Origin of the sequence: uncultured Comamonas sp. (genome assembly GCF_964277875.1) — a bacterium.
Lineage (GTDB): Bacteria > Pseudomonadota > Gammaproteobacteria > Burkholderiales > Burkholderiaceae_C > Comamonas > Comamonas sediminis.
This window is the reverse complement of sequence record NZ_CAXYJV010000002.1, coordinates 118,756-142,608: the sequence shown is the minus strand read 5'-3', so window position 1 is coordinate 142,608 and position 23,853 is coordinate 118,756. Positions and strand designations below refer to the sequence as shown.

General features: G+C 60.9%; 23 protein-coding genes. 13 read left to right on the top strand and 10 right to left on the bottom strand.

Translation table 11 applies throughout. The features are described from left to right. Positions 1 to 35 precede the first annotated feature (35 nt). Positions 36 to 1,055: a TRAP transporter substrate-binding protein gene (locus tag ACHWUQ_RS01745; RefSeq protein ID WP_394680169.1), complete on the bottom strand. Its 1,020-nt coding sequence runs from the start codon at positions 1,053 to 1,055 to the stop codon at positions 36 to 38. Positions 1,056 to 1,171: 116 nt separating this feature from the next. On the opposite strand from ACHWUQ_RS01745, the gene ACHWUQ_RS01740 reads away from it, so the two are divergent. Next, the gene (locus ACHWUQ_RS01740; protein WP_394680168.1) at positions 1,172 to 2,227 is read left to right on the top strand and encodes a LacI family DNA-binding transcriptional regulator; all 1,056 of its coding nucleotides are present in this window, start codon (positions 1,172 to 1,174) and stop codon (positions 2,225 to 2,227) included. Between the two features lie 127 nt (positions 2,228 to 2,354). Then, positions 2,355 to 2,669: a hypothetical protein gene (locus ACHWUQ_RS01735; protein WP_394680167.1), complete on the top strand. Its 315-nt coding sequence runs from the start codon at positions 2,355 to 2,357 to the stop codon at positions 2,667 to 2,669. Positions 2,670 to 2,719: 50 nt separating this feature from the next. Here the strand turns inward: ACHWUQ_RS01735 and ACHWUQ_RS01730 are convergent, their stop codons facing one another. Beyond that, complete coding sequence (locus ACHWUQ_RS01730) at positions 2,720 to 3,373, bottom strand: flavin reductase family protein (protein WP_394680166.1); 654 nt, start codon at positions 3,371 to 3,373, stop codon at positions 2,720 to 2,722. Positions 3,374 to 3,626: 253 nt separating this feature from the next. On the opposite strand from ACHWUQ_RS01730, the gene ACHWUQ_RS01725 reads away from it, so the two are divergent. Genes ACHWUQ_RS01725 through ACHWUQ_RS01710 form a run of 4 tightly spaced genes read left to right on the top strand, consistent with a single transcriptional unit; the run spans position 3,627 to position 7,420 of the window. Further along, entirely contained in the window at positions 3,627 to 4,652 is a 1,026-nt protein-coding gene (locus ACHWUQ_RS01725; protein WP_394680165.1) for an ABC transporter substrate-binding protein, read from the top strand. 54 nt (positions 4,653 to 4,706) lie between these two features. Further along, entirely contained in the window at positions 4,707 to 5,735 is a 1,029-nt protein-coding gene (locus ACHWUQ_RS01720) for an ABC transporter substrate-binding protein (protein ID WP_394680164.1), read from the top strand. Between the two features lie 57 nt (positions 5,736 to 5,792). Beyond that, the gene (locus ACHWUQ_RS01715) at positions 5,793 to 6,623 is read left to right on the top strand and encodes an ABC transporter ATP-binding protein (protein ID WP_394680163.1); all 831 of its coding nucleotides are present in this window, start codon (positions 5,793 to 5,795) and stop codon (positions 6,621 to 6,623) included. A 20-nt stretch (positions 6,624 to 6,643) separates the two neighbouring features. Further along, positions 6,644 to 7,420: an ABC transporter permease gene (locus ACHWUQ_RS01710; RefSeq protein WP_239811137.1), complete on the top strand. Its 777-nt coding sequence runs from the start codon at positions 6,644 to 6,646 to the stop codon at positions 7,418 to 7,420. An 89-nt stretch (positions 7,421 to 7,509) separates the two neighbouring features. On the opposite strand, the gene ACHWUQ_RS01705 is transcribed toward ACHWUQ_RS01710, so the two are convergent. The 3 genes from ACHWUQ_RS01705 to ACHWUQ_RS01695 all read right to left on the bottom strand — a co-directional run bounded on the left by ACHWUQ_RS01705 (position 7,510) and on the right by ACHWUQ_RS01695 (position 9,473). Next, positions 7,510 to 8,259: an anti-sigma factor domain-containing protein gene (locus ACHWUQ_RS01705; RefSeq protein WP_312451534.1), complete on the bottom strand. Its 750-nt coding sequence runs from the start codon at positions 8,257 to 8,259 to the stop codon at positions 7,510 to 7,512. After that, positions 8,256 to 8,834, bottom strand: coding sequence for a sigma-70 family RNA polymerase sigma factor (locus ACHWUQ_RS01700; protein ID WP_394680162.1), 579 nt, complete (start codon positions 8,832 to 8,834; stop codon positions 8,256 to 8,258). The genes ACHWUQ_RS01705 and ACHWUQ_RS01700 overlap by 4 nt, the downstream gene beginning before the upstream one ends. Positions 8,835 to 8,900: 66 nt before the next feature. Then, a complete protein-coding gene (locus tag ACHWUQ_RS01695; protein WP_394680161.1) occupies positions 8,901 to 9,473 on the bottom strand; it encodes a DUF3455 domain-containing protein in 573 nt (190 codons plus the stop codon). 421 nt (positions 9,474 to 9,894) lie between these two features. On the opposite strand from ACHWUQ_RS01695, the gene ACHWUQ_RS01690 reads away from it, so the two are divergent. Together ACHWUQ_RS01690 and ACHWUQ_RS01685 are read left to right on the top strand one after the other, a co-directional pair. After that, a complete protein-coding gene (locus tag ACHWUQ_RS01690) occupies positions 9,895 to 10,461 on the top strand; it encodes a fasciclin domain-containing protein (RefSeq protein WP_230771922.1) in 567 nt (188 codons plus the stop codon). A gap of 330 nt (positions 10,462 to 10,791) precedes the next feature. Continuing rightward, entirely contained in the window at positions 10,792 to 11,589 is a 798-nt protein-coding gene (locus ACHWUQ_RS01685; RefSeq protein WP_394680160.1) for a FadR/GntR family transcriptional regulator, read from the top strand. Between the two features lie 223 nt (positions 11,590 to 11,812). On the opposite strand, the gene ACHWUQ_RS01680 is transcribed toward ACHWUQ_RS01685, so the two are convergent. The 5 genes from ACHWUQ_RS01680 to ACHWUQ_RS01660 form a co-directional block, all read right to left on the bottom strand. Continuing rightward, on the bottom strand, positions 11,813 to 12,427 hold the full coding sequence (locus ACHWUQ_RS01680; RefSeq protein ID WP_394680159.1) for a hypothetical protein: 615 nt from the start codon (positions 12,425 to 12,427) through the stop codon (positions 11,813 to 11,815). Between the two features lie 59 nt (positions 12,428 to 12,486). Further along, positions 12,487 to 13,662, bottom strand: a complete 1,176-nt coding sequence (locus ACHWUQ_RS01675) for a hypothetical protein (protein ID WP_394680158.1) — start codon at positions 13,660 to 13,662, stop codon at positions 12,487 to 12,489. Further along, entirely contained in the window at positions 13,655 to 14,653 is a 999-nt protein-coding gene (locus tag ACHWUQ_RS01670) for a hypothetical protein (RefSeq protein ID WP_394680157.1), read from the bottom strand. The genes ACHWUQ_RS01675 and ACHWUQ_RS01670 overlap by 8 nt, the downstream gene beginning before the upstream one ends. 123 nt (positions 14,654 to 14,776) lie before the next feature. Continuing rightward, the gene (locus ACHWUQ_RS01665; protein ID WP_394680156.1) at positions 14,777 to 15,211 is read right to left on the bottom strand and encodes a hypothetical protein; all 435 of its coding nucleotides are present in this window, start codon (positions 15,209 to 15,211) and stop codon (positions 14,777 to 14,779) included. Between the two features lie 113 nt (positions 15,212 to 15,324). Then, complete coding sequence (locus ACHWUQ_RS01660) at positions 15,325 to 15,714, bottom strand: TIR domain-containing protein (RefSeq protein ID WP_394680155.1); 390 nt, start codon at positions 15,712 to 15,714, stop codon at positions 15,325 to 15,327. 607 nt (positions 15,715 to 16,321) lie between these two features. Between ACHWUQ_RS01660 and ACHWUQ_RS01655 the strand changes: the two genes are divergently transcribed. The 5 genes from ACHWUQ_RS01655 to ACHWUQ_RS01635 all read left to right on the top strand — a co-directional run bounded on the left by ACHWUQ_RS01655 (position 16,322) and on the right by ACHWUQ_RS01635 (position 23,796). Then, positions 16,322 to 17,356, top strand: a complete 1,035-nt coding sequence (locus tag ACHWUQ_RS01655) for a ligase-associated DNA damage response exonuclease (protein ID WP_394680154.1) — start codon at positions 16,322 to 16,324, stop codon at positions 17,354 to 17,356. Continuing rightward, positions 17,353 to 19,068, top strand: a complete 1,716-nt coding sequence (locus ACHWUQ_RS01650; RefSeq protein WP_394680153.1) for an ATP-dependent DNA ligase — start codon at positions 17,353 to 17,355, stop codon at positions 19,066 to 19,068. The genes ACHWUQ_RS01655 and ACHWUQ_RS01650 overlap by 4 nt, the downstream gene beginning before the upstream one ends. Next, positions 19,061 to 21,745, top strand: coding sequence for a ligase-associated DNA damage response DEXH box helicase (locus ACHWUQ_RS01645; protein ID WP_394680152.1), 2,685 nt, complete (start codon positions 19,061 to 19,063; stop codon positions 21,743 to 21,745). Before ACHWUQ_RS01650 ends, ACHWUQ_RS01645 begins: the two co-directional genes overlap by 8 nt. Further along, entirely contained in the window at positions 21,745 to 22,449 is a 705-nt protein-coding gene (gene pdeM / locus ACHWUQ_RS01640; RefSeq protein WP_394680151.1) for a ligase-associated DNA damage response endonuclease PdeM, read from the top strand. The genes ACHWUQ_RS01645 and pdeM overlap by 1 nt, the downstream gene beginning before the upstream one ends. Before the next feature lie 309 nt (positions 22,450 to 22,758). Beyond that, a complete protein-coding gene (locus ACHWUQ_RS01635; RefSeq protein WP_312410341.1) occupies positions 22,759 to 23,796 on the top strand; it encodes a hypothetical protein in 1,038 nt (345 codons plus the stop codon). The last annotated feature ends 57 nt before the right edge of the window (positions 23,797 to 23,853 follow it).

Genomic DNA, 23,853 nt, shown 5'->3' with positions numbered 1-23,853 from the left:
GCAATGCTCTTTCAGGGCGTGAATCAGTGCATCGCTCACGCGAGCTTGCCAACGGCGCCTTCGAGCAGGCTCCACACATCCTTGCCAAAGCGGCCTTGCCAGTCCTTGTAAAAGCCCGAGCTGCGCAGCGCTGCGCGAAAGCTCTCCGCATCGGGCTGGTTGAACTGCAGGCCCTTGCTGGCCAGATCGGCCTGCACCGAGGCATTGAGCTGGCTGATATCCCCCCGCTGTGCCATGCCGGCATCGTTGATCGCCGTGGCCACGATCTTCTTCAGATCGGCCGGCAGGCTCTCCCACATGCGGCCGTTGGCAATGAACCAGTAGCCATCCCAGATATGGTTGGTCAGCGAGCAGAACTTCTGCACCTCGTAGAGCTTGGCCACCTGGATGATGGGCAGCGGGTTCTCCTGCGCATCCACAATCCGGGTCTGCAGCGACGAGTACACCTCGGAGAACTGCAGGCTGGCCGGTGCAGCGCCCAGGCCCTTGAACATCGCAATCGGCATCGGGCTCACCGGCACGCGGATCTTCAGCCCATCCATGTCCTTGGCGCTTTGCACCGCGCCCTTGCTGCTGGTGGTCTGGCGGAAACCGTTGTCCCACATCTTCTCGAACGCATAGAGCTTGCGCTTGGCAATCTCGGCCCGCACCATCGCGCCCAGCGGGCCATCCATCGCCTTCCAGACCTGGTCGTAGTTGGTAAACGCAAAACCCACTGCATTGATGGCCGCAGCCGGCACCAAGGTCGCAATCACCAGCGCCGATGGCGTGAAGAAATCGATGCCGCCCGAGCGCACCTGCGCCAGCATGTCGGTATCGCCGCCCAGCTGGTTGTTGGGGTAGATGGCTAGCTCGACGCGGCCATTGCTTTCCTTGCGGATGCGGTCCGCCGCCTCTTGCGCGCGGATGTTGAGCGGGTGGCTCAGCGGCAGGTTGTTGCCGTATTTGAGCGAGAACTCGGCGGCACGCGCAACCAATGGAAAGCCCGACACCATGCCTGCGGCAGGCAAGGCAGTCAGTCCCTTGATGAGGGAACGGCGGCTGAGTTCGTTCATGCTTGTCTCCTGATATTTGATTTGAATTGATGTAATGGCACAGATCTCATACTGGAAGATAGGCAAACGGCTTGCTATAGTCAAACGCACAAAATGATTGAATTTGATGTTTTCTGATGCCTCATAGCCCCTCAGCGCCGCCGCAGCGCCTCACGCTCAAGACCGTGGCCGCCCTGGCGGGCGTCTCCACCGCCACCGCCGACCGGGTGCTGAACCAGCGCCCCGGCGTGCGCCCCATCACCGTGCAGAAGGTGCGCCAGGCCGCGCAGGCGCTGGGCTACCTGCCCGATGCGCTGGCCGATGCCGCGCCGCAGTCCGCGCCCTGGAAGCTGGCCTTTGTGCTGCCCCAAGGGCAGAACCCCTACCTGCGCATGCTGGGCGACACCATTGGTTTTTCAGAAAGCCACCAGGCGCCGTTCAACGTCAAATGCCAGGTGGAATATGTCGAAAGCTTCAACCCCGAAGCGCTGGCCGCCACCTTGCTGCGCCTGGGCAAACGGGTGCAGGGCATCGCCTTCATGGCGATCGAGCACCCCGCCGTGCGCGAAGCGGTGCAGCAACTCGCCGAGCGGGGCGTGCCGACGTTGACCGTTATCTCCGACCTGGACAACAGCGCCCGCATCGCCTATGTGGGACTGGACAACCGTGCCGCCGGCCGCACCGCCGCCTACCTGCTGGCCCGCTTTATCGGCAGCCAGCGCCGCGATGCGCAAATCGCGCTGATTGCAGGATCGCGCAGCTACCTGGCGCATGAAGAACGCGAAGGCGGCTTTCTGCAACTGCATGCCGAGCAGTTCCCCGACATGCAGATCCTGGGCCTGCGCGAGAGCTACGACGACTCGTCCCGCAACTACCAGCAGACCAAGGAGCTGCTGCAGCGCCACCCGCATATCGCCGGCATCTACAACATCGGGGGTTCATCGGATGGCGTGGGCCGCGCGCTGCAGGAAGCCGGCCGCGAGCACCAGGTCGTCCTCATCGGCCACGGCCTCACCCCCGACACCCGCGCGCTGCTGATCAACGGCACGATGGACGCGGTCATCACCCAAAGCCACCTGGGCATCATCATGAGCTGCATCCGCATGTTCAGCAATCTGCGCGACCAGCTCGACACGATGACGGCGGTGGACATCGTGCGGAGTCAGATTATTTTTCGGGAGAATTTGCCTTGAGGGTTTGGATCCACATTGGCGGCACAAGCGCCAAGCACGGACTTAGCGCAGACACATCCAGCAGCTAGGATCCACGCCCAAATGCGCTTCAGCGGAATCCCCCGCCTCCCCCAACCCGAGGAATGACATGCATCCTGTACCGCGCTTGGCCCAACAGCTGGTGGCTGAATGGGCTGAAGACCTGGCCCTAGTCCTTGGACGGCCTGTTGATGAAATTCGGCAAAAAGGTCTGGGGGCAGCAGACTTTCCATCCAACGAAAGCCTGCACATCAAGCTGATGGACGGCTCGTTTGTCCAGTTCGAATACGCATTCCATGTAGTCAATGCGCAGAAGTTCGCGATTGCGGTGTTCACAGAACACTGCGGCTACCATGTCTTCCCCTTCCATGAGGCCGAGGTGTCCCGCATCCAGCGCGAGGTTCTGTTTGTGCAGGAGTTCTAGGAAGCCAGCAACTCCCGCACCTTAGCAATCCCCCGCGCCGGTAGCTTCCCTCACATCTCATCAATCGCCGTACTCCCCACCCCACTCTGCGCCGCAGCCAGGCCCTCCCCCGCCTCAATCGCAAAGCGCTCGCGGCAGTTGATGTAAAAGCTCGCGCCAAAGCGCCCGACGGGGAAGAACTCCTGCAGGCGCACCCGCCATTTTTCGGTGTCGACCAAGCCATCGCGCACGGCCAGCCATTGCACCCGGCCGATGAAGACGTAGCGGCTGGGGGTTTCCAGGGTTTCGTGCAGCACGCATTCGAAAGCGACGGGGGCTTGCACGATGCGTGGGGGGTGCACGCTTTGGGAGGGAGTGGCGGTCAAGCCCGTGTGGTCCAGTTCACTCTCGTGCGGGGCCAGGCGGTCGCCGCAGCGGTGCATGGCGGCGGCCATGGCTTCGTCGGCGATGTGCACCACAAACTCCTTGTCGCGCAGGATGTTGGTGGCGGTGTCTTTCTGCGCGGTGTCCTGCAGCTTGTTCACGCTCAGCATCACCACCGGCGGGTCCTCGCCCATCATGTTGAACATGCTGAAAGGGGCGGCGTTGACAGTGCCGTCTGCGCCCAGGGTCGTCACCAACGCAATGGGGCGCGGCACGATCAGGCTGGCCATCAGCTTGTAGCGTTCGTAGGTGCCCAACTGGGCAAAGTCGATCTCGGTCATGGGCGCTTTCTCATCGTCTGAATGGCGCATTTTGCTTGCAATTGCCATGCCGGGCCGCCCGCGCGCCAGTAGCCGATCAAGCATGTATACAAGCTGCACCAAGCGGATGCGCGGCCATGCATCGGAGCGTGCACGCGGATCCATTCACCACCCTGCATTTGCACCAGCCTGGTGCAACAAAGCCCGCCTACAGGAGCTTACAAACTGGCACCGATCTTGCAAACGACCTTGTATGCAACATCGGAGGACCCCCATGCACAAGCGCAGTTTTCTGAAGACCACCATCGCCGCTCTGGCGCTGTCCTGGGGTGCGGCCCAGGCGGCAGATACGCCCATCAAGTTCCAGCTCGATTGGCGCTTTGAGGGGCCGGCCGCCTTCTTCCTGCAGCCGGTCGCACAAGGCCTGTTCAAGGCCCAGGGCCTGGATGTCACGGTGGATGCCGGCAATGGCTCCGGCGGTGCGGTGCAGCGCGTGGCATCGGGCACCTACGACATGGGTTTTGCCGACCTGGCCTCGGTGATGGAGTTCCATGCCAACAACCCCGATGCGCCCAACAAGCCGGTCGCCGTCATGGTGGTCTACAACAACACGCCGGCGTCGGTGATGGCGCTCAAGAAGTCGGGCATCAAGACCCCCGCCGATCTGAGCGGCAAGAAGCTGGGCGCGCCGGTGTTCGATGCCGGCCGCAAGGCCTTCCCGATTTTTGAGAAGGCCAATGGCGTCAGCAACGTCGCCTGGACGGCGATGGACCCGCCCCTGCGCGAAACCATGCTGGTGCGCGGCGATGTGGATGCCATCACCGGCTTTACCTTTACCAGCCTGCTGAACCTGGAGGCGCGCGGCGCCAAGGCTAGCGATGTGGTGGTGATGCAGTACGCCGACTATGGCGTCAAGCTTTACGGCAACGTGATCATCGCCAGCCCCAAGATGATCCAGGAGCGGCCCGAGGCGATCAAGAAGTTCCTGACCGCCTTTGCCCAGGGTGCCAAGGGCGTGATCGCCAACCCGGCCCAGGCGATCCAGTCCGTCAAGGCGCGTGATGGCATCGCCAATGTGGCGCTGGAGACGCGCCGCCTGCAGCTGGCGATCGACACCGTCATCAACAGCGCCGATGCCCGCAAGGAAGGCTTTGGCCGCCTCGACAGCAGCCGCCTGAGCCTGATGGCCGCGCAGGTCTCGGACGCCTATGGCACGAAGACCCGCGTCAAGGCCGAAGACGTCTGGAACGGCGGCTTTCTGCCGCCCGCCAACGTGCTAGATGTGCTCCCCAAAAAGTAAGCCATCCCAAGCCACCTTTACCCCATTGCCCCCACCACCTGACGAGACCATCCCGTGAAAAAACGCAGCTTTCTCCACGCATCCCTGGCCCTGCTGGCCGCCGCCAGCACCTGCAGCGCACTGGCCCAGCCGCTGACGCCGCTCAAGTTCCAGCTCGACTGGCGCTTTGAAGGCCCGGCCGCCCTCTTTGTGCACCCCGAGCAAAAGGGCTACTTCAAGCAGGCCGGTTTGGATGTGACGGTGGAGGCAGCCAGTGGCGCCGGCGCGATCCAGCGCGTGGCATCGGGCACGCATGATTTGGGCTTTGCCGACCTGGCCGCGCTGATGGAATTCCATGCGAACAATCCCGATGCGCCGATCAAGCCCGTGGCCATCATGGTGATCTACAACACCACACCGGCATCGGTGATGGCGCTGAAAAAATCCGGCATCACCAAGGCCAGCGACCTGACTGGAAAGAAGATGGGCGCGCCGATTTTTGATGCCGGCCGCCGCACCTTCCCGATCTTTGCGCAGGCCAATGGCGTGGGCGCCGTGCAGTGGACCACGATGGACCCACCGCTGCGCGAAACCATGCTGGTGCGCGGCGATCTGGATGCCGTCACCGGCTACACCTTCACCAGCCTGCTCAACCTGGAGGCGCGTGGCATCAAGGCCGAAGACGTGGTCGTGCTGCCCTATGCCACCCATGGCGTGCAGCTCTACGGCAATGTCATCATCGCCAGCCCCAAGCTGATTGCCGAGAAGCCCGAAGCGGTGCGCGCCTTCCTCAAGGCCTTTGCCAAGGGCGCCAAGGAGGCGATTGCCGACCCACAGGCCGCCGTCGCGTCGCTCAAGGCCAAGGATGGCCTGGTCAATGTGCCGCTGGAGGTAAAGCGCCTCAAGCTCACGATCGACACCGCCATCGACAGCAAGGGCGCGCGCGAAGAAGGCTTTGGCCAGCTGCGCACCGAACGCCTGGGCCTGATGGCCGAGCAGGTGGCCAAGGCCTACGAAACCAAGAACCCCGTGCCCGCCCAGGCGGTCTGGAACGGCAGCTTTCTGCCCAGCGCTGCCGAGCTGGACATCCTCCCCAAGCGCTGACCCCGCCGCCTGCAGGGCGCTGGCTGCGCCCTGCCCTTTTGAAGACGATTGCACCCTATGACGGCCTCCCTCCAAGACCCTGCCTTTGTTGAGTTTCGCGATGTCTGGCTGGCTTACAACGACGAGTTGCAGGCCAAGAACCAGTTCGCCGTCGAAGCCATTGACCTGCAAGTGCGCCGTGGCGAGTTCATCGCCATCGTCGGCCCCTCGGGCTGCGGCAAATCCACCTTCATGAAGCTGGCCACCGGCCTGCGCATGCCCAGCATTGGCAAGATCCGCATTGATGGCCAGCCCGTCACCGGCCCGCTCAAGATATCGGGCATGGCCTTCCAGTCGCCATCGCTGCTGCCCTGGCGCACCACGGTCGACAATGTGCTGCTGCCGCTGGAGATCGTCGAGCCCCACCGCAGCCAGTTCAAGGCCCGGCGCCAGGAGCACGAAGAGCGCGCCCGCCGCCTGCTGCAAAAGGTCGGCCTGGCGGGCTATGAGGACAAGTTCCCCTGGGAGCTGTCAGGCGGCATGCAGCAGCGCGCCAGCATCTGCCGCGCGTTGATCCATGAGCCCAAGATGCTGCTGCTCGACGAGCCCTTTGGCGCCCTCGATGCCTTCACCCGCGAAGAGCTCTGGTGCATCCTGCGCGATCTGCATGCCGAGCAGCAGTTCAACGTCATCCTCGTCACGCATGACCTGCGCGAATCCGTGTTCCTGGCCGACTCAATCTATGTGATGAGCAAGAGCCCCGGCCGCTTTGTGGTGCGCCGCGATATCGACATCCCCCGCCCGCGCGATCTGGAGCTGACCTACACCAAGGAGTTCAGCGACATCGTGCATGAGCTGCGCGGCCACATCGGCGCCATGCGCAAGACCGGCACCGTGATCAACCAGTAAGCGCCCAGGCCCCACCACCTATGTACAAGCTCAACAACCCCAAGCTCGAACGCTGGTCGCCCTGGCTGCTGCTGGCCGCCGTGGTCATCGTCTGGCAAATCATCTGCTCGGCCTTCCAGGTGTCGGAGTTCATCTTCCCCAGCCCCTTGCTCATCTGGCAGCAATTTCTGGAGTTCCACACCACCATCGCCGCCCACGCCTGGCGCACCTTCTGGGTGACGATGGCCGGCTTTGGCGTCGCCATCGTCGTCGGCGTGTTGCTGGGCTTTTTGATTGGCAGCTCGCGCCTGGCCTATGCCGCCGTCTACCCGCTGATGACCGCCTTCAACGCGCTGCCCAAGGCCGCCTTTGTGCCCATCCTGGTGGTCTGGTTCGGCATCGGCATTGGCCCGGCCATCCTCACCGCATTCCTGATCAGCTTCTTCCCCATCATGGTCAACATCGCCACCGGCCTGGCCACGTTGGAGCCCGAGCTGGAAGACGTCCTGCGCGTGCTCGGCGCCAAGCGCTGGGATGTGTTGATCAAGGTCGGCCTCCCGCGCTCGCTGCCCTACTTCTACGGCTCGCTCAAGGTCGCCATCACCCTGGCCTTTGTAGGCACCACCGTGTCCGAGATGACTGCCGCCAACGAAGGCATTGGCTACCTGCTGATCTCCGCCGGCTCATCAATGCAAATGGGCCTGGCCTTTGCGGGCCTCTTGGTGGTGGGCGCGATGGCGATGGTGATGTATGAGCTGTTCAGCTTGGTAGAAAAGCGGACCACGGCCTGGGCGCACCGAGGCGCCAACAACCACTAAAGCAGATCGCGGCCCTCGGGCTGAATCACAGCAAGCAAAACAAAGGGGCCCGTTCCATGAACGGGCCCCTTGCTGTTTGGCGGCAGCGGCTAAATCTGCACCGCCCGGCCGATGAACTGAATCGGTCCCGTGGGCTTGCCAATCGGCGATCCGCCTGCAGGCTCCAGAGTCAGCTCAAACAGCTGGTTGGGCTGCAGCGGTGGCAGCTTGTCGACGGGCACCTCGATCGCCTCACCCGGTTTGACGAGGCCCAGCGATACTGGGGCACTCCAGCCATCGGCCTTGGTCCAGAACTGCAAGGATTTCTCGGCCGGCACCACATCGGTGCCCAGTGGCACCAAGCGCAGCCGGCCGGCGGCCTGGGCCTGCACCAGCCAGCCAGGGGCCTGGCTTTGCGGGGCGGCCAGCACCACAAAGTAGCGGGCGGGGCCAGGTGCAGGGGCGGGGCCCAGCACCAGCACACCGGCCAGCACCGCAGCGGCGGCAAAACCGCTGCCTGCCAGGCCACGCCACAGCGCCAGGCTGTCCCAATCCCACCAACGGCGCGGGGCTGCAGCAGCGGCCCGTTGCGGCTCGGCCGCTGGCCACAGGCTGGCGGCAATGCGCGGCCACAGGCCCATGCTGGGCTCTTGCGGTGGCGCAAGGCTAGTCAAGGGCTGCAGGCGCTGCTCCCAGGCATCCACGGCGGCGCGCAACGCAGCATCCTGCGGCAGCCGCTCTTCAATTGCGCGGCGCTCTGCAGCATTCTGCGTGCCCAGCACATACTGGCCGGCCAGGGTCTGCAGGTCGTCCGGACTGTCGCCTTCGGGCGGCAAGGTATTGGGGGTATCGGCGCTCATTGCATGCATTCCCGCAAGGCACGCAGGCCCCGCTGTATCCAGGCTTTGACGGTTCCCAGCGGGGCCTGCACCCGCGCTGCAATCTCACTGTGGCTGCAGCCATCCACATAGGCATGCAGCAGGCATTCACGGCGCTGCGGCTCCAGCCCTTCCAGGCACTGGCCCAGGCGGCCCAGCTGCGCCTGGCGGCTCAGCGCATCGCCCTCTTCCTGCCAGGCGGCCATTGCGGCGCTGGCTTCATGCGCTGTAGCGGTCGGCTCATCCAGCGCAGTCTCGCGGGCGCCGCTGCGCACCCGGTTCAATGCTGCGTGCCGAACAATGCTATAAATCCAGCCTCTAGCCGCGCCCCGCGCCGCATCAAAACTGTGGGCCTTGCTCCAGATCGCCACAAAGGCATCGTGCAGCACATCCTCGGCTGCCGCCCGGTTGCGCACTATGCGCAAGGCCACCCCCAGCAGATAACGCGATTCTTGCTCGTAAATACGCTGCAGCGCATCGCGGTCGCCACGCGCGCAAGCTTCTAGCGCCAAGGCATGGTCAAAACTGTCGTCGGTCACAAAAGCGGCTGGCGGCATGTAGATTTAGGGGGGAAGAAGGAACAAGACGTCCTTCTTCCAGTGTAGCCGCTAGAAAACAAAAATTTACACAGGCTTCCAGAAGATGTAATCCGCCTGGTACTGCACCACGGCCTTCTGGCCCTTTTGCGCAGCGGTGCAAGGCTTGTCAGCAGGTGCCACGCCGCCCTTCAATGCCACGCGCTGGATATGGCTCACGCCCACCAATGCACCACTGCCGGACGCAGGGTTGGCCTTCACCAGCTGGTAGGGCAGATTGCCGGCACCCGATGGCGCCACGGCCAGCTGCGTCGCCGTCAGCTTGGAGCCATCATTCGCTTCCCAGGTGGCGGGCGGGCCGTAGTAGCGGCCCACCGTCTTGCCAGCGCGGTCCTTCAGCACCGCATCCGGGCCCACAAACACCCACTCGGTCTGGCCGGGGGCGTTCGCCTTGTCACGGCATTCGTAGGTGATGTCACCGCTGCCTACCGTCTCCCAGGCCACCTTGTGGCCCGCTGGCACCTGGATGGCCGCTGGCAGGGATTCCTGCGAGAAAGCCATGTCCTTTTTATGCATCGAACCGCAGGCGGTGAGCAGGCCGAGGGAGGCCACTGCGGTGGCGATGGCGGCGATACGGGGAGCTGTGCGAGAGGTCAACATACGAGTTCTCCTAAGTAAAGGGGGACAGGACGGGAGTAAAAACAGCGCTGTTTGGTGTGTGCTGTCAGGACCCTCTGCAAAACCCTCGCCAAGCAGGATGGACGCGGATCGGGATGAGGCGCAAGGCGTCTTTTGCAGTCCATAGCACGCTATAGACAAGGAAGACAACGCAGCGAATCGCCCGAGACCGCATTCAGGACAAGGCAGGGAGTTTTGCAGAGGGTCCTTGGCTGTACTAGTCGCGAGCCATACGAATGGATGCAGTGGATGCAAATTTTTTTTTTCCGCTGCCTGCACCGCCCCTGCGCCACCCCGCTCAAAAATTTTTTCACCATCGGTTGAATCCACTGCGCCATCCGCTGCGTATTCCAAGCAGCCGCAACGTTTTTTCGGCTGTTCATCCACACGCAAGGAGCATCTCATGGCCTCGATCCAAAGTACGCGCAAACTGGTCTCTTATGGCATGGCTTTCATGGTCGCAAGCACATCCATGGCGGCGATCGCCAAAGACGTGATGGTGGGCGGCGCGCCCATGCTGCCCACCAAGGACATCATCGACAACGCCGTCAACTCCAAGGACCACACCACCCTGGTCGCAGCCGTCAAGGCAGCCGGCCTGGTAGAGACCCTGAAGGGCCCCGGCCCCTTCACCGTGTTTGCCCCCACCAATGCTGCCTTTGCGGCCCTGCCCGCAGGCACCGTAGACAACCTGCTCAAGCCCGAGAACAAGGGCACGCTGACTACCGTGCTGACCTACCACGTCGTCGCCGGCAAGTGGGATGCCGCCGCGATCAGCAAGATGATCAAGGATGGCGGCGGCATGGCCAGCATCAAGACCGTCAGCGGTGGCACCCTGGTCGCCAAGGCCCAGGGCGGCAAGGTCACGCTGACCGACGAGAAAGGCGGTACCGCCACCGTCACCATCCCCGATGTCTACCAATCGAATGGCGTGATCCATGTGATCGACAAGGTGCTGCTGCCTCAATAAGGCTGGTACGCACTGATGGGGCCGCATCCGTTGCAGCGCATGCAGGGCTGCGGTAACCAGACACCACCCCGCTGCAGGCCGCCGATAAGGGCCTGCGGCTTTGGCGTTGGCGAGCTCCGCCTGTGCAGGCTGGCGGCAAGCCGATGGCCCTGCTGCAGCAAATGCCGCCAGAGCATCTACAACAGCCCAGCAGCAAGCCAAACACCCGGCATAGCCATCCATTGCGCCTAAGGCGCAGGCGTTGCCCCTGGGCTGGAGTACAGTAAGCGCCATCTTGCGGCCTGGCAGCAGCCAGCGCCCACTCCCCACAACCTGCTCCCCTGCCCACGCATGCCGATCTCCTTCACGCCCGTCAAGGCCGCCAACTCCCTCGCCGACCAAGTGGCCCAGGCGCTGGAAGCCAGCATTCGGCAAGGGCAAATGCAACCCGGCGACCGCCTGCCCACAGAGCTGTTGTTGGTCGCGCAGTTTGGCGTAAGCCGAACAGTGGTGCGAGAGGCGCTGTCCCGCCTCAAATCCAGTGGCCTGGTCGCCTCCCGCCAAGGCAGCGGCGTCTTTGTACAAGCGCCCCGCGCTGAACCGCTGGACCTGGAAAAAGGCCACGCCGCCTCGCAAGAGGCCGTTATCCAGATCGTAGAAGTGCGCCGCGCGCTGGAGGCCGAAGTGGCAGAACTAGCGGCCGCCCGCCGCAGCACCGCCGATCTGCGCCGCATCCGCGCTGGCGTTAAGGCCCTGGCCAAAGCCGTGGCCAATGGCCAAGACGGCGTAGCCGAAGACGTCGCCCTGCACCGCGTCATCGCCCAGGCTTCGGGCAACCCCTTTCTGCTCAGTACCTTGGATTACCTGTCGCAGGTGCTGGCAGGTGCCACGCGCATTACCCGCGCCAATGAGGCGCGGCGGCAGGATTTTGCTGCTGCCGTGACGCAAGAGCATGCGCGGATTGTGGAGGCGATTGAGGCGGGGGACCCGGCGGCTGCGCGGGCGGCAGCGACCGCGCATATGAATAACGCGATTGACCGGATCCGGCAGGCGGATCCGGCGTTTTGGCGGCAGGATGGGGAGAGGTTGGCTCGGGTGTTGTTGGGGGGAGCCGGTGAGGATTCTAGCGCTGGACTCAAATCTACTTAGGAAACCTATTTTCGGCGGTCGCCGACAGTGGGACCGACCAAGCGTGCTCAAGCTGAGGTCCAAAATCGACCATCTCGTTCACCGGCCCACTCTAGGTGATAACGGCAATTATCTGATTTACATCCGTGCGAGGTCCGCGATTTTAGATGTTTGTTTTCCAACGTAGATATCCAGACGTTTTGCGATGAAACAAATAATTCATCGATAGTGATAGTAAGCCGTGTCAGATTCCAATCATGGCCTTTCGGATCGCCGGTAGTAATTCTTCCTCGACCTCGCAGCCTTCGATTTTGGCGGTTGCGTTGTTAGCAAGAAGTACCGTTGCAGATGTCGACCCGATGGCGATGCGAAACTGCAGCTTCTCTAATATGTGGGGTCTGTTTCCTGTTATTGTCTGACAAGCCTCACGTACATCTTTATCGCCCTTAATTACTACCTTGGCGGTAGCGCTGTCCCCCAACTTCAGGCCACCAACTTGGATAGAAGAAATTGTCAACATGCCCCCAAATGTCTGTTGAATTCCCTCAGCCCATTTCAGAACATCAACATTCAAAGGCGCAAGACTCACTGAAAAGTCGCTCGCCTCTATCAACTCGCTTAGAAGTTGCTGCACCGACCTCGAGGGATCAATCAATTCGAGACCAGGCCATGTCGCGGTGGCTCTAAAGGCTGTTTGACGATACTCCAACCGTTCAAACGTGACTTCCTTACCAAATGGGTCTGAGACCGTTTCTTGAAATTCAAAACGTTCAATGTATCGTGCCTCGAGGAAGTCATCTCGTATTCGATCAAGCAGAAATCCACTACGGTTTTCCAACTTAAAGCTGTTTTGACGCATACTCTTCGACAGACTTCTAATAGCGACTGGCCAATCCGCTTCTAGCCACCTATAGCGCGTCATGATGCTGCCGCCATTTTTGTGGGCGACCCGCCCACAGACTCGTCTTGTTTATCTACCTGAATTTTCGCTTCTAATGCTGCACGATTAGACCGCATATCAGATAAAACGTCTTGAGCAGTCTTTTCAATAAGTTTCGTTAGAAGCTCTCGCTCTAAATCTGTAACGGGCCTTGAAGACTTAATGTGACCACCCTCTTGAAAACGATACACTCCCTTGATAGCTAATCTGAAATCTTTACCATTTTCTCCATCTTGAAACTCTGCATGAAGATGATTTTTGTCGTATGGCGGTGAGATTTGCAGCCCCTTCCAAGTCACCGATGTGATGAAGAAACCACGCTTCTTGAGCGCTTGGTACTCAGGTGCTGCAATAAGATTTTCCCCACTCATACCCATACTACGGACTACGACAAGCATAGTGCGTTCCACTTCAGCACGCTCGTCTTCGTCGAGTTCGGCCGGTTCATCTGCATCACTCTGTGGTTTGCTCGGAGCAATCTTTAGATTGGTCACTCCATTGAGCTTATGCCCGGCCATCTCCGACATAATTCGTGTAAAAAACGTAGTGCGCTCATCGGCGGTGAATTCGGGATCTAGCGCGATAGCGTTACGTATCAAGGGAGCACGGCGATTACTTTCTATTCGTCCAGTTAAATTTTCCACGACTCGCTTTGCCTTATCGCTAGCCGGAAAGCGGATAATTGTTTGACCTGCCTCATGAGCAAAGGAAAAAGTCGCGTCTTGACGGGTACGCTGAATCAATCGAGTACGAGAGTAGTCAATTTCGTCATATTCAAGATTCATCACTACTGCACTAGCACCTTTGTTATGAGAGTCGACCTTCTCGGACTTACCCACTTCAATTTGGTACTCAGATACAACAGCACGTATGTCATTAAGTGGAACCTCTCCCTCGAGCACAATGAACGTTGTCTTCTCATTTCTCCGCGAGGTCTCTCTACGACTAATGAGATCAGTAACCTCGTAGTAAGTATGCGGAAGTGTTGAAATTGACTCAACCAAATCGTCTCGAGTGTCATGCAATGAGTAGAAGACTCCTCTCTCGCTGGCAAGCTCACGAAGTACGGTTTCCGTCAGACGTTGCTTTGCAGAAGCCAGCAAGTCATGGATATCCTTGTCTGTCGCATATAACTGCGCAAGCTGTTCACTCATAGTCCATTCCTATTTCAATCTGAGAAAATCGCGTGCGTACCTGAGCAATACTGGAGAACTGAATCTCTGAAACTCTTTGCGCCAAACTTGTGTCTTCTGCGCCCGCGGCAAGTCCTTCAATATATGTCTGAACAGCTTTTCGAAACTTCGGCATCGCATAAGCGGAAGCATCAAGCATCTTGATCTCTACGCTCACATCCTTCTCAAACACCTGATAATGTCGAAGGTAGTCAAATAGGTAAGTAAACTCATCACTTGACTCCCCTTTCCCCCGGTAAAAAAGCACCAATCCTCGCTTACCAGGCGACTCAGGATGCAGGAATTCCAAAACAATTAGTTTAGACGTAAGCATCTCTAAAGTTGCAGATTTTGCTTTGTCCATCTGCAAGTTTTTTTTGCGCGCGAGCTGAGGATAGTAATATTTACAATACTGTGGGGCTGGAAGCTTACTTCCACTGCGACGACCACGCATCTGCACAATTTCGTACCGCACATTGTCCAACCAGTAGATGTCTTCGGGACCAAGAACTACTATCTTCGAGCCACGTGGAATGTCCAACTTAACGGATTGAAGCGCCCTTAAGTTTTCGTTGAAGTCCTTGTCATACTCACCATCATGGTTGTAGATAAAAAGAAGACCTGCGATAGCAGGGGTCTGGCCTTTGTGGACATAAAGGTCTTGCCACTCCTCACTAACCTCTGCACAAGCAACTTGCTTGGCCAAGCTTTCAAGTGCCCCCTTCAGCTTAGGTAGAACGATAGAGCCTCGTGCATAGCTTTTAAGATCACACTGCAAGAATGTACGCTGTTGAGTATATGGTTCGTCATAGTAAAAGACGACATCTGAAGGATGGGTTTTCACCTCATGTACATCTGGGTTTACGCATGCCCAGTTGTGATTCATTGGGCCAGTGCGCTCCCAAAAAAATTCAGCGAACAACTCAGATGAAAGCATCTCCGCCATTGTGGCGATATTTCCAGTTTCAGCCATCTAAAAGGCCTTTCCTCAAGAGTTTATATTTATATCGTACCGAAGGCAGATGACGACTATCCGTCTTATAAATTTAAACAATATTTATCACAAAATATAAAATGGCAAGACGGAAGCAATAAATCACTTTATTACACAGATAGCAACAGAGGTAAACCACACAGCAAAACTGCTCCAAGGAAAAGTTCTTACTAATACGATTAGGTGCAATAAGCAAAAAACTCCCGGCACCCAGCTTTCGATATGAGAAATAGGCCGATACAGCCTAGGGTTTTTCCCGCGCTGTAGAGCATCCCATTCCGCATCGTAAGGACTTATAGGCAAGCGCTTTTCGATGTCTTGCACCACTTGCCACTTTGCAGTGTTCAGATTTTTGTATGAGTTGATTATGTTGTACCAAAAGAGAGTCAACATACATCCTGCCAATGCCAATAACCACATATAGTCGACTGGCTCCATCTTAGAGGTCAGATAACCGACGAATGCGAGAATTGCAGAGTTGACGCTTAAGAAGTATGTATTCGCGGCAGTGCGACGCTGACTAATACGATCAGCCATCTCAACATACAATTTGTACTGATCTAATAGGTGACTATGCCACTTGTCATTGACAGGATATATCTGCCCTTCCGTTAGCTCATTCCAGAGCTTTGCCTGTGGGACATCAGGCATTAACGACCGCCATGAATGAGAGCCTTCAAGTTCTCCCACGTCCAGTCGTACACTTTGTCGCTCGCTGATGCAGTCGTGGGCTTAGTACAAGCCTTGTCTTTATAGCCCTTAAGCAAGAAGTACGGCTTCTTCAATTCCTTTGCAATTTTCAACTCTTCAGCCACCCCAGCAGCAGCGTGAGTACTTTGACCGCACAGTATGCATACCACATCTACATCGCTTATCTTCCGGCGGACCTTAGCGATCCAGTCCCCATCCATATGCTCCTTGACCGACGAGTCCCAAATATCGAATGGCGTATCTGAATGTTTCGACTGCCCTACCAAGAGCATCTTGAGATCAGCATCGTTATCGAAGTCAAAGCTCACGAACAGCTTTTTGCGTGCCATGTCAGTTGTCTCATAAGTAGTGAAGTACAGAAGGATACATGATGTTGCTAAATGCATCTTTAAAAACATCTTGAGCGCTCCATCTCACTCCAACATTGCAAGCTCTGCCTTCTCTGCAAGAGTTCGCCTTTCTAGGACTCATGGCCCTCGATCTCCGGATAGCCAGCCATGGCAATTGCGTTGCTCTCCGCTGTAGCCGAGATCATTTGTTTAAGTAAAAACTAACGCTACTAATGAGGGCAACGCAGTGAATTTATCGCTGTTGTCTGCAGCAACTGGAAATACATCCAGCATATTTTTTCCCTTTAGCAGCTGATGCCTCAGAGACTTCATCAAAAGATAGCTATCGGGCAACTCGGGCGCTTAGAGCCGCTAACACAACCCTTGATACGTCGTTGCCCTGCCTTGTTGTACTACTGTACTGCCTGCGGCAGGACGCCTCGTCTCAACCGCAAACCTCCGGTTTGCTGGGTCGTGTTAGCGGCTCTTATTCGGCGATCACCTCTGCCCAAGAAACTGCACGAATCTCGAGCCTCCCCCCACTCCCGCACCCCAACAAGGCAAACTCTGACGCCCCCACCCTCCCCCGCAGCCGCAGAATTTGCCCATGCTCGCTGCTTCCGCATCTGCCAACGCCCCACCCGCTGACGTCATCACCCTGACCGACAAAGGTCTGTACTGCGCGGCTGGGGATTTTTTTATTGATGCCTGGAAGCCGGTTCACCGCACGTTCGTCACCCACGGCCACTCGGACCATGCCCATGTGGGGATGGGCGAGTACTACTGCAGCACGACCAGCGAGCCAATTTTGCGATGGCGGCTGGGGGAGCAGAACATCCATGCGCTGCCGTTTGGGCAGAAGATCACGATGGGGGAGGTACAGGTGTCGCTGCACCCGGCGGGGCACATTCTTGGTTCCGCCCAGGTGCGGGTGCAGCACGGCGATGCGGTATGGGTGTTCACGGGCGACTTCAAGCGCGAGCCGGACCCGACCTGCGAGGCTTTTGAGCTGCTGCGCTGCGACACCCTGATTTGCGAGGCAACCTTTGCCTACCCGGTGTACGCCTGGCCCACGATGGCCCATGAGGTGGAGCGCATTGAGCGCTGGGTGGCGCATTGCAAGGCGCAGGGCAAGGCGGCAGTGCTGTATGCCTACAGCTTGGGCAAGGCCCAGCGCGTGCTGGCGGGCTTGGCTGGCAAGCTGGATGCGCCCGTGTTGCTGCATGGCGCGATGGCACGCGGCACCGATATTTACCGGCAGGCGGGCATTGCGCTGGCCGCTACCGAGATGGTGGCCGATGTGCCCACCGACACCGACTTTGCCGGCCGCATGGTGCTGGCGCCGCCTTCTGCGCAAGATTCCGCCTGGCTCAAGCGCTTTAAACAGGTGGAGCAAGGCTTTGCCTCAGGCTGGATGCTGCTGCGCGGCAACCGGCGGCGGCGCAATATGCAGCGCGGCTTTGTCATATCAGACCATGCCGATTGGCAGGAACTGGTCGACACGATTACCGAAAGTGGTGCCCAGCGGGTTCTCGCTACCCATGGCAATACCGATGCACTGATCCCCTACCTGCAGAGCCTGGGCATACAGGCGGAGCGCCTGCGCACCGCCTATGGCGACGAAGAGGAGGCGGCCGAATGAACCGCTTTGTGGCGCTGTACCAGCTGCTGGATGAGGCCTCCGGCACGCGCGACCGCGAGCTGGCGCTGCAGCAGTACTTTGCCGGCGTGACTGCGGCCGAGGCGACCTGGGCCGTCTATGTGCTGAGCGGCGGCAAGGTGAACACCGGCAAGAACCGCCTGGCCACCACGACCGAACTGCGCAGCTGGGTGAGCGAGCTGACCGCTCTGCCGCTGTGGCTGGTGGAGGAGAGCTACCGCCAGGTGGGCGATTTGGCGGAGACCTTGTCGTTGTTGGTCGCGGCCTGGCAAAAGCAGCGTACCCACCACCCCGAGCTGGTGGATGCGCCCGGCACCGCGCTGCCTCCTGATGCCGATGCTCCCTGGCATGCAAGCCTGCTGGGCGCCACCTTTAAAACACCGGACAACGACAGCCGGCTCGACGAATGGACCGAGCAGTTTTTGCTGCCGCTGGTCGCCGCCGATGCCGAGCAGCGCAAGCGCGCAATACAGCAGGCCTGGCAGCAGTTGGATACGCCTTCGCGCCTGGTCTTCAACAAGCTACTGACCGGATCGCTGCGTGCCGGTGTCAACAAGCGGAGCCTGCAAAACAGCCTGGCGCCGCTGGTGGGCATATCTGCCGCCGATATGGCGCACCGCATGGTCGGCGAATGGTTGCCCAGCGCCCAGGCCTATGAGGCCTTGATGGACCCAGAGACCAGCGCGCAGCTGCTAGACAAGCCCTACCCGTTCTACCTCGCCTCGCCCCTGCAGCAAGAGCCAGAAGCCTTGGGCGATCCCAAGGACTGGCTGGCCGAATGGAAATGGGATGGCATACGGGTGCAGCTGGTGCGGCGCCAGGGCCATGCGCCTTATCTGTGGTCGCGTGGTGAAGAACGGCTGGATGGCCGCTTTCCCGAGCTGGAGACGGCCGCCGCACTGCTGCCGCGCGACATGGTGCTCGATGGCGAACTGCTGGCCTGGGATTACGAACAGAACAAGCCGCTGGGCTTTGTCGCGCTCCAAAGCCGCATTCAAAAGCGCAAGCCTTCTGCCAAGCTGATGCAGACCGTGCCAGCGCGCATTCTGTTTTATGACCTGCTGGAGTGTGATGGCGAAGACCTGCGCGCCCAGCCGCTGGCGCAGCGCCGTGCCAAGCTGGAGCAGGTCATCCGGCATGCGGATTTGCCGGCGCTGGGCATATCGCCCCAACTGCCGTTTGACAGCTGGGATGCGCTACCCCCGCTGCGCCATACCGCTGCCGAGCACAACGCCGAAGGGCTGATGCTCAAGGCACTGGCGTCGCCCTACAAGGAAGGCCGGCGCCGGGGCGATTGGTGGAAGTGGAAGGTGGACCCGTTCAGCATCGACGCGGTGCTGATCTATGCCCAAAGCGGCAGCGGCCGGCGCAGCACCTTGCACACCGACTACACCTTTGCGGTGTGGAGCGGCGATGCGCTGGTGCCCGTGGCCAAGGCCTACTCGGGCCTCACCGATGTGGAGATTTTGCGGCTGGACAAATGGATACGCGGCCACACGGTGGAGCGTTTTGGGCCGGTGCGCTCAGTCACGCCCAGCCTCGTGTTTGAGATTGCGTTTGAAGGCGTGAACCGCTCGACCCGCCACAAGTCCGGCGTGGCGGTGCGCTTTCCGCGCATCTTGCGCTGGCGTGAGGACAAGACCGCGCAGGACGCCGACCAACTGAGCGCCTTGCTGGAGTTGGCCGATGGCTGAGCTGGACCACAGCCTGGCCCCCAGTGACCGCGCAATGCAGCGCGCGGCCAAGCGCTGGCGTGACTGGTTGAAGGAACAGGACATTGGCGCGGCCGTCTTCCAGCAGCAGGCCTGGCGCGCGTATGCCGATGGGCACAGCGGTTTGATATCGGCCCCCACCGGCCGGGGCAAGACCTTGGCGGCGCTGGGCGGGCCGTTGATGCAGGCGATGGCCGAGGCTGAAACGCCTGAAGGCCGCGCCAGCCATGGCCCGCGCATGCTCTGGGTAACGCCTTTGCGCGCACTGGCCAGCGACACCCGCGAGCGCATTACCGGACCGGTAGCGGCGGTGCTGCCCCACTGGCAAGTAGCCATGCGCACGGGCGATGCCACATCGCGCGACAAGCGGCTGACCGATACCGGCAAGGCGCAGCTGGTGGTGATCACGCCTGAATCGCTGGCGCTGCTGCTGAGCCATGAGCGCAGCCGCGAGCAGTTCAGCCAGCTGCGCTGCATTGTGGTGGATGAATGGCATGAGCTCTTGCCCAGCAAGCGCGGGGTGCTGCTGCAGCTGAACCTGGCGCGCATCCAGGCGCTGGCACCGCAGGCCCAGGTATGGGGCCTGTCGGCGACGATTGGCAATCTGCAGGAGGCCAGCGATGTGCTGCTGAGCGCCTGGCAGGTGCAGGCGCCGGCGCTGATCCAGGACATGCGGCCCAAGCCGTTTCATCTGCACAGCATTACGCCGCCGCTGGGTACGCGCATGCCCTGGGCGGGGCATCTGGGCCTGGCCAATCTGGGCGAGGTGGCCAAGCTGGTGTTCAGCGCACCCAGCACGATTGTGTTTACCAATACCCGCGCACAGGCTGAGCTGTGGCATACGGCGCTGGCCAGCATCTGGCCCGAGGATGCCGAAACCCTGGCGATCCACCATGGCTCGCTGGACCAGGGTGTGCGGCAGTCGGTGGAGCAGCGCCTGCGCGCAGGCACCTTGCGCTGCGTGGTGGCAACCAGCAGCCTGGATTTGGGCGTGGATTTTCCGGCGGTGGAGCGCGTGATCCAGATTGGCGGCGCACGCTCTGTCGCCCGCATGGTGCAGCGCGCCGGCCGCGCCAAGCACCGGCCCGGCGCTGCGGTGCATGTGGAAGCGGTTGCCACCCAGGCGATGGACCTGGCCGAGTTTGCCGCCGTGCGCGAGCTGGCCGAGGCCCAGGTGTATGAGCGGCGCGAGCCACTGCGCCTGTGCTTTGATGTGCTGAGCCAGCATGCGATGAGCGCGGCGCTGGCGGGCGGGTTCAGGCCGCCGGAGCTGTTGGCCGAGGTGCGGCGTACAGCGGCCTTCTGTGATTTGAGCGATGCGCAGTGGCAGGCGGTGCTGGCGTTTTTGGAGCATGGCAGCGATTCGCTGGTGCAATACCCGCAGTACGAACGCCTGCACTGTGCCGATGGTCTGTGCCAGCCGGCCAACACCGGCGTGGTGCGCATGCACCGCATGTCGATCGGCACGATCACCGCGCACGGCGCAGTCAATGTGCAGTACCTGCGCGGCGCGCGGCTGGGCTCGGTTGAAGAGGCGTTTATTGCACGGCTCAGCCCTGGCGATGTCTTCAACTTTGCTGGCCGCAGCCTGGTGCTGGTGCGGCTGGAAAACCAGACCGCCTGGGTGCGCCGCAGTGCCGAGGTGGGCCTGCTGACCCCTGCCTGGGCAGGCTCGCTGATGCCAATGTCGTCATCATTGGGTGAGCGCATGCAGCAGCTGCTGAGCAGCGCCGCTGCCAGCCCTGCCGCCGATGACGCGCCGCATGCACGCGAGCTGCAATGGCTGCAACCGCTGCTGCAGCTGCAAAGCCAGCGCTCGCTGGTGCCGGGCGCAGACCAGCTGTTGATCGAGCAAGTGGGCAACACCCAAGCCGCCAAGGCCGCGCCGCTGTTTGTTTACCCCTTTGCCGGCCGGGTCGCGCATGAGGGGCTGGCGGTGCTGATTGCGACGCGCCTGGCGCATCTGCAGGCCAATACCTTTGCCTGGGCCTGCAACGAGATCGGGCTGATGATCCAGCCGACCTTGCCCATCGATGCGAATGCGGTGGACTGGGCAGAAATCTTCCAGCTTGACGGGCTCGACACCGATCTGCGCTCGGCGGTCAACTTCAGCGAGCTGGCACGCAAGCGCTTCAAGGAGATTGCGCAGATTGCCGGCCTGGTGCAATCCAAGGTGCCGGGCAAGAAGAGCCGTGCCAGTGACCGCCAATTGCAGGTCTCCGCCAGCCTGTTGTTTGACGTGCTGAGCAATTACGACCCCGAGCATTTGCTGCTGCGCCAGGCCCGGCAGGAGGCGCTGGACCAGGAGCTGCACCTGCCGACGATGCAAAGGCTGCTGGCCAGCATTGCGGGGCGGCAGATGGCCTTGCGCTTTCCGGCCAGGCACACGCCCTTCTCGTTCGGGCTGTGGGCCGAGAGCTTTCGCGGCCAGCTCAGCAATGAGACCTGGCAGGACAAGGTGCGCCGCATGGCCGCCCAGCAGGAGCGCCAGGCCGCAGGCGAGCCTGGACCGCGCACGGGCGCGCCTCGCACCCGCCCATCCCGCAGCGGCGCCCCCAGCCGTGGCGCTGCACCCCAGCGCCCCCGCTCCAAGGGCATCCCACCGCAGGGGACGCGTACTGCAGCGCGTCGCACCCCACAACTACAGGATCGATCTTGATGGCAGGAACGCAATCGGCAGAGTTTTTCTCCCCCATTCAACTGTCCCCGTCTCCGCAGGACCATGTCGCGGCCAGCATGGCCGGCATGGAGTTTTTGGTGTTGGCCGAGCGCGCCTTGTTCTGGCCGCAGGAGAGCATGCTGATCCTCGCCGACCTGCACCTGGGCAAGAGTGATATCTTCCGCCGCCGGGGCGTGGCCGTGCCGCTGGAGGTGCAGCGCCAGGACCTGCTGCGCCTGCACCAGATTCTGCAGAAGTGGCAGCCGCAGGAGCTGGTGATTCTGGGGGACTTTGTGCATGGCCGCTTTATCGGCGAAGACACCTTTCAGCTGTGGCAGATGCTGCGGCGCGCCAACCTCAAGACCCGCTTTGTGCTGACCCGGGGCAACCACGACCGCTACCTGCAGACGGAGGCCTTGCTGCTCGATGACGTGCACACCCACCTGGCGCGCCACCAGGTGCTGCTCAGCCATGAGCCTCTGGGGACCGGTGTGCACCATTTCTCGCTCAACATCCACGGCCATATCCACCCGACATTGCGTGTGCCCCAGATGCGCAAGCGCCTCCCCTGCCTGGCGTACTCCGCGCCGTACCTGAACCTGCCGGCATTTTCCGAATTCACCGGCTCGGGACCGGTGCCCGTACAGCCGCTGCACGCCTGGGTGTTTGCAACCGATGGCAGTGCGCCTGTCTCCGTCTATTGAGCCCCTGACCGCAGCATGCCGCAGCGGCGGCCGCGTGGCGGCCAGGCCCAGAGGCAGCAGGCTGGACATCTGACTCGGTCTGCCTTATCGCCTGCCTGATCGCCTGCCATTTCCGCTTGCGATTCCGCTTGCGATTTCCGCCTGCCATTTCCGCCTGCCGCTTCGGACCGCGCTCCAGCCCTGGCGCGGCTTTGCGCAGATCGGCTGATGGCGCTAACAGTGAAGCGCGCACGGGCGCGTTCGCGTTTGGACTACAAACTTTTCAAGGTCCAAAAGCAGAATAAAGGCGTCATCTAACAAGGAATAGCCATGGTCACCACATATGTAGAGGAAGAGCGCGTCGTCACCGGCGCAGTACCGCGCGCGATCGCGGGGAACAGTGAAAGTGCGGTCTCCTGGGCCGCCATTTTTGCAGGCGCATTGGCGGCAGCCGTGCTGTCGCTGCTGCTGTTCATGCTGGGCGTAGGCCTGGGCCTGTCATCGGTCTCGGTCTGGTCCGGCCGGGGCGCCGATGGCGAAACGATTGGCTGGGGCGCAGTCGCCTGGCTGGCATTCACGCAGCTCGCGTCTGCTGGCGTCGGTGGCTACATCGCCGGCCGCCTGCGCACCAAGTGGCAAGGCCTGCACACCGATGAGGTGTACTTCCGCGATACCGCCCACGGCTTTCTGGCCTGGGCGCTGGCAACGATGCTGATGGTGGCTGTGGCCGGATCGATGGCCGGTGCTGCGATCTCCGGCACGGCCAAGGCTGCCGGTGCCGTGGTCAGCGGTGCAGCCCAGGTGGTGGGCGGCGCTGCCAGCGGTGCGACCGGCGTGATCGGCGGTGCAGCCTCTGCCGCGCTCACCGGCGCCGCAGGCGTGACGGCCGGCAAGGCCAATGAGCCGGGCTCCGATTTGAACTACTGGATCAACAGCATGCTGCGCCAGGGCGGCCCGACCGAGCAGCAAAAGCAGGACATCAAGGATGGCGCGCAGAACGCCGTGCAACAGGCCCGCTCCGCTGCCGATGACGCCAGCGAGATGAGCAGCGTGTTCATGCATTCCTTGCAAGCTGGCTCGCTGTCGAACGAAGACCGCCAGTACCTGGGCCGCCTGGTCGCACAGCGCACCGACATGAGCCAGGAAGAGTCGGAGAAGAAGGTCCAGGCCACCTATGACCAGGTCAAGCAACAGATCGACAAGGCCAAGCAAGCCGCCCAGGACGCTGAAGTGAAGGCCAAGCAAGCGGCTGAGCAGGCCCGCAAGGCCACCGCGTATTCGCTGATGTGGATGTTCGTGGTGCTGCTGATTGGTGCCTTTGTCGGCAGCCTGTCTGCCACCTTCGGCGGCCGCCAGCGCGACGCTTGACTGACCATCGATTTGATCTGAACACCCACTTTGCCTGCGGGCAGACCTAGAAAGGAA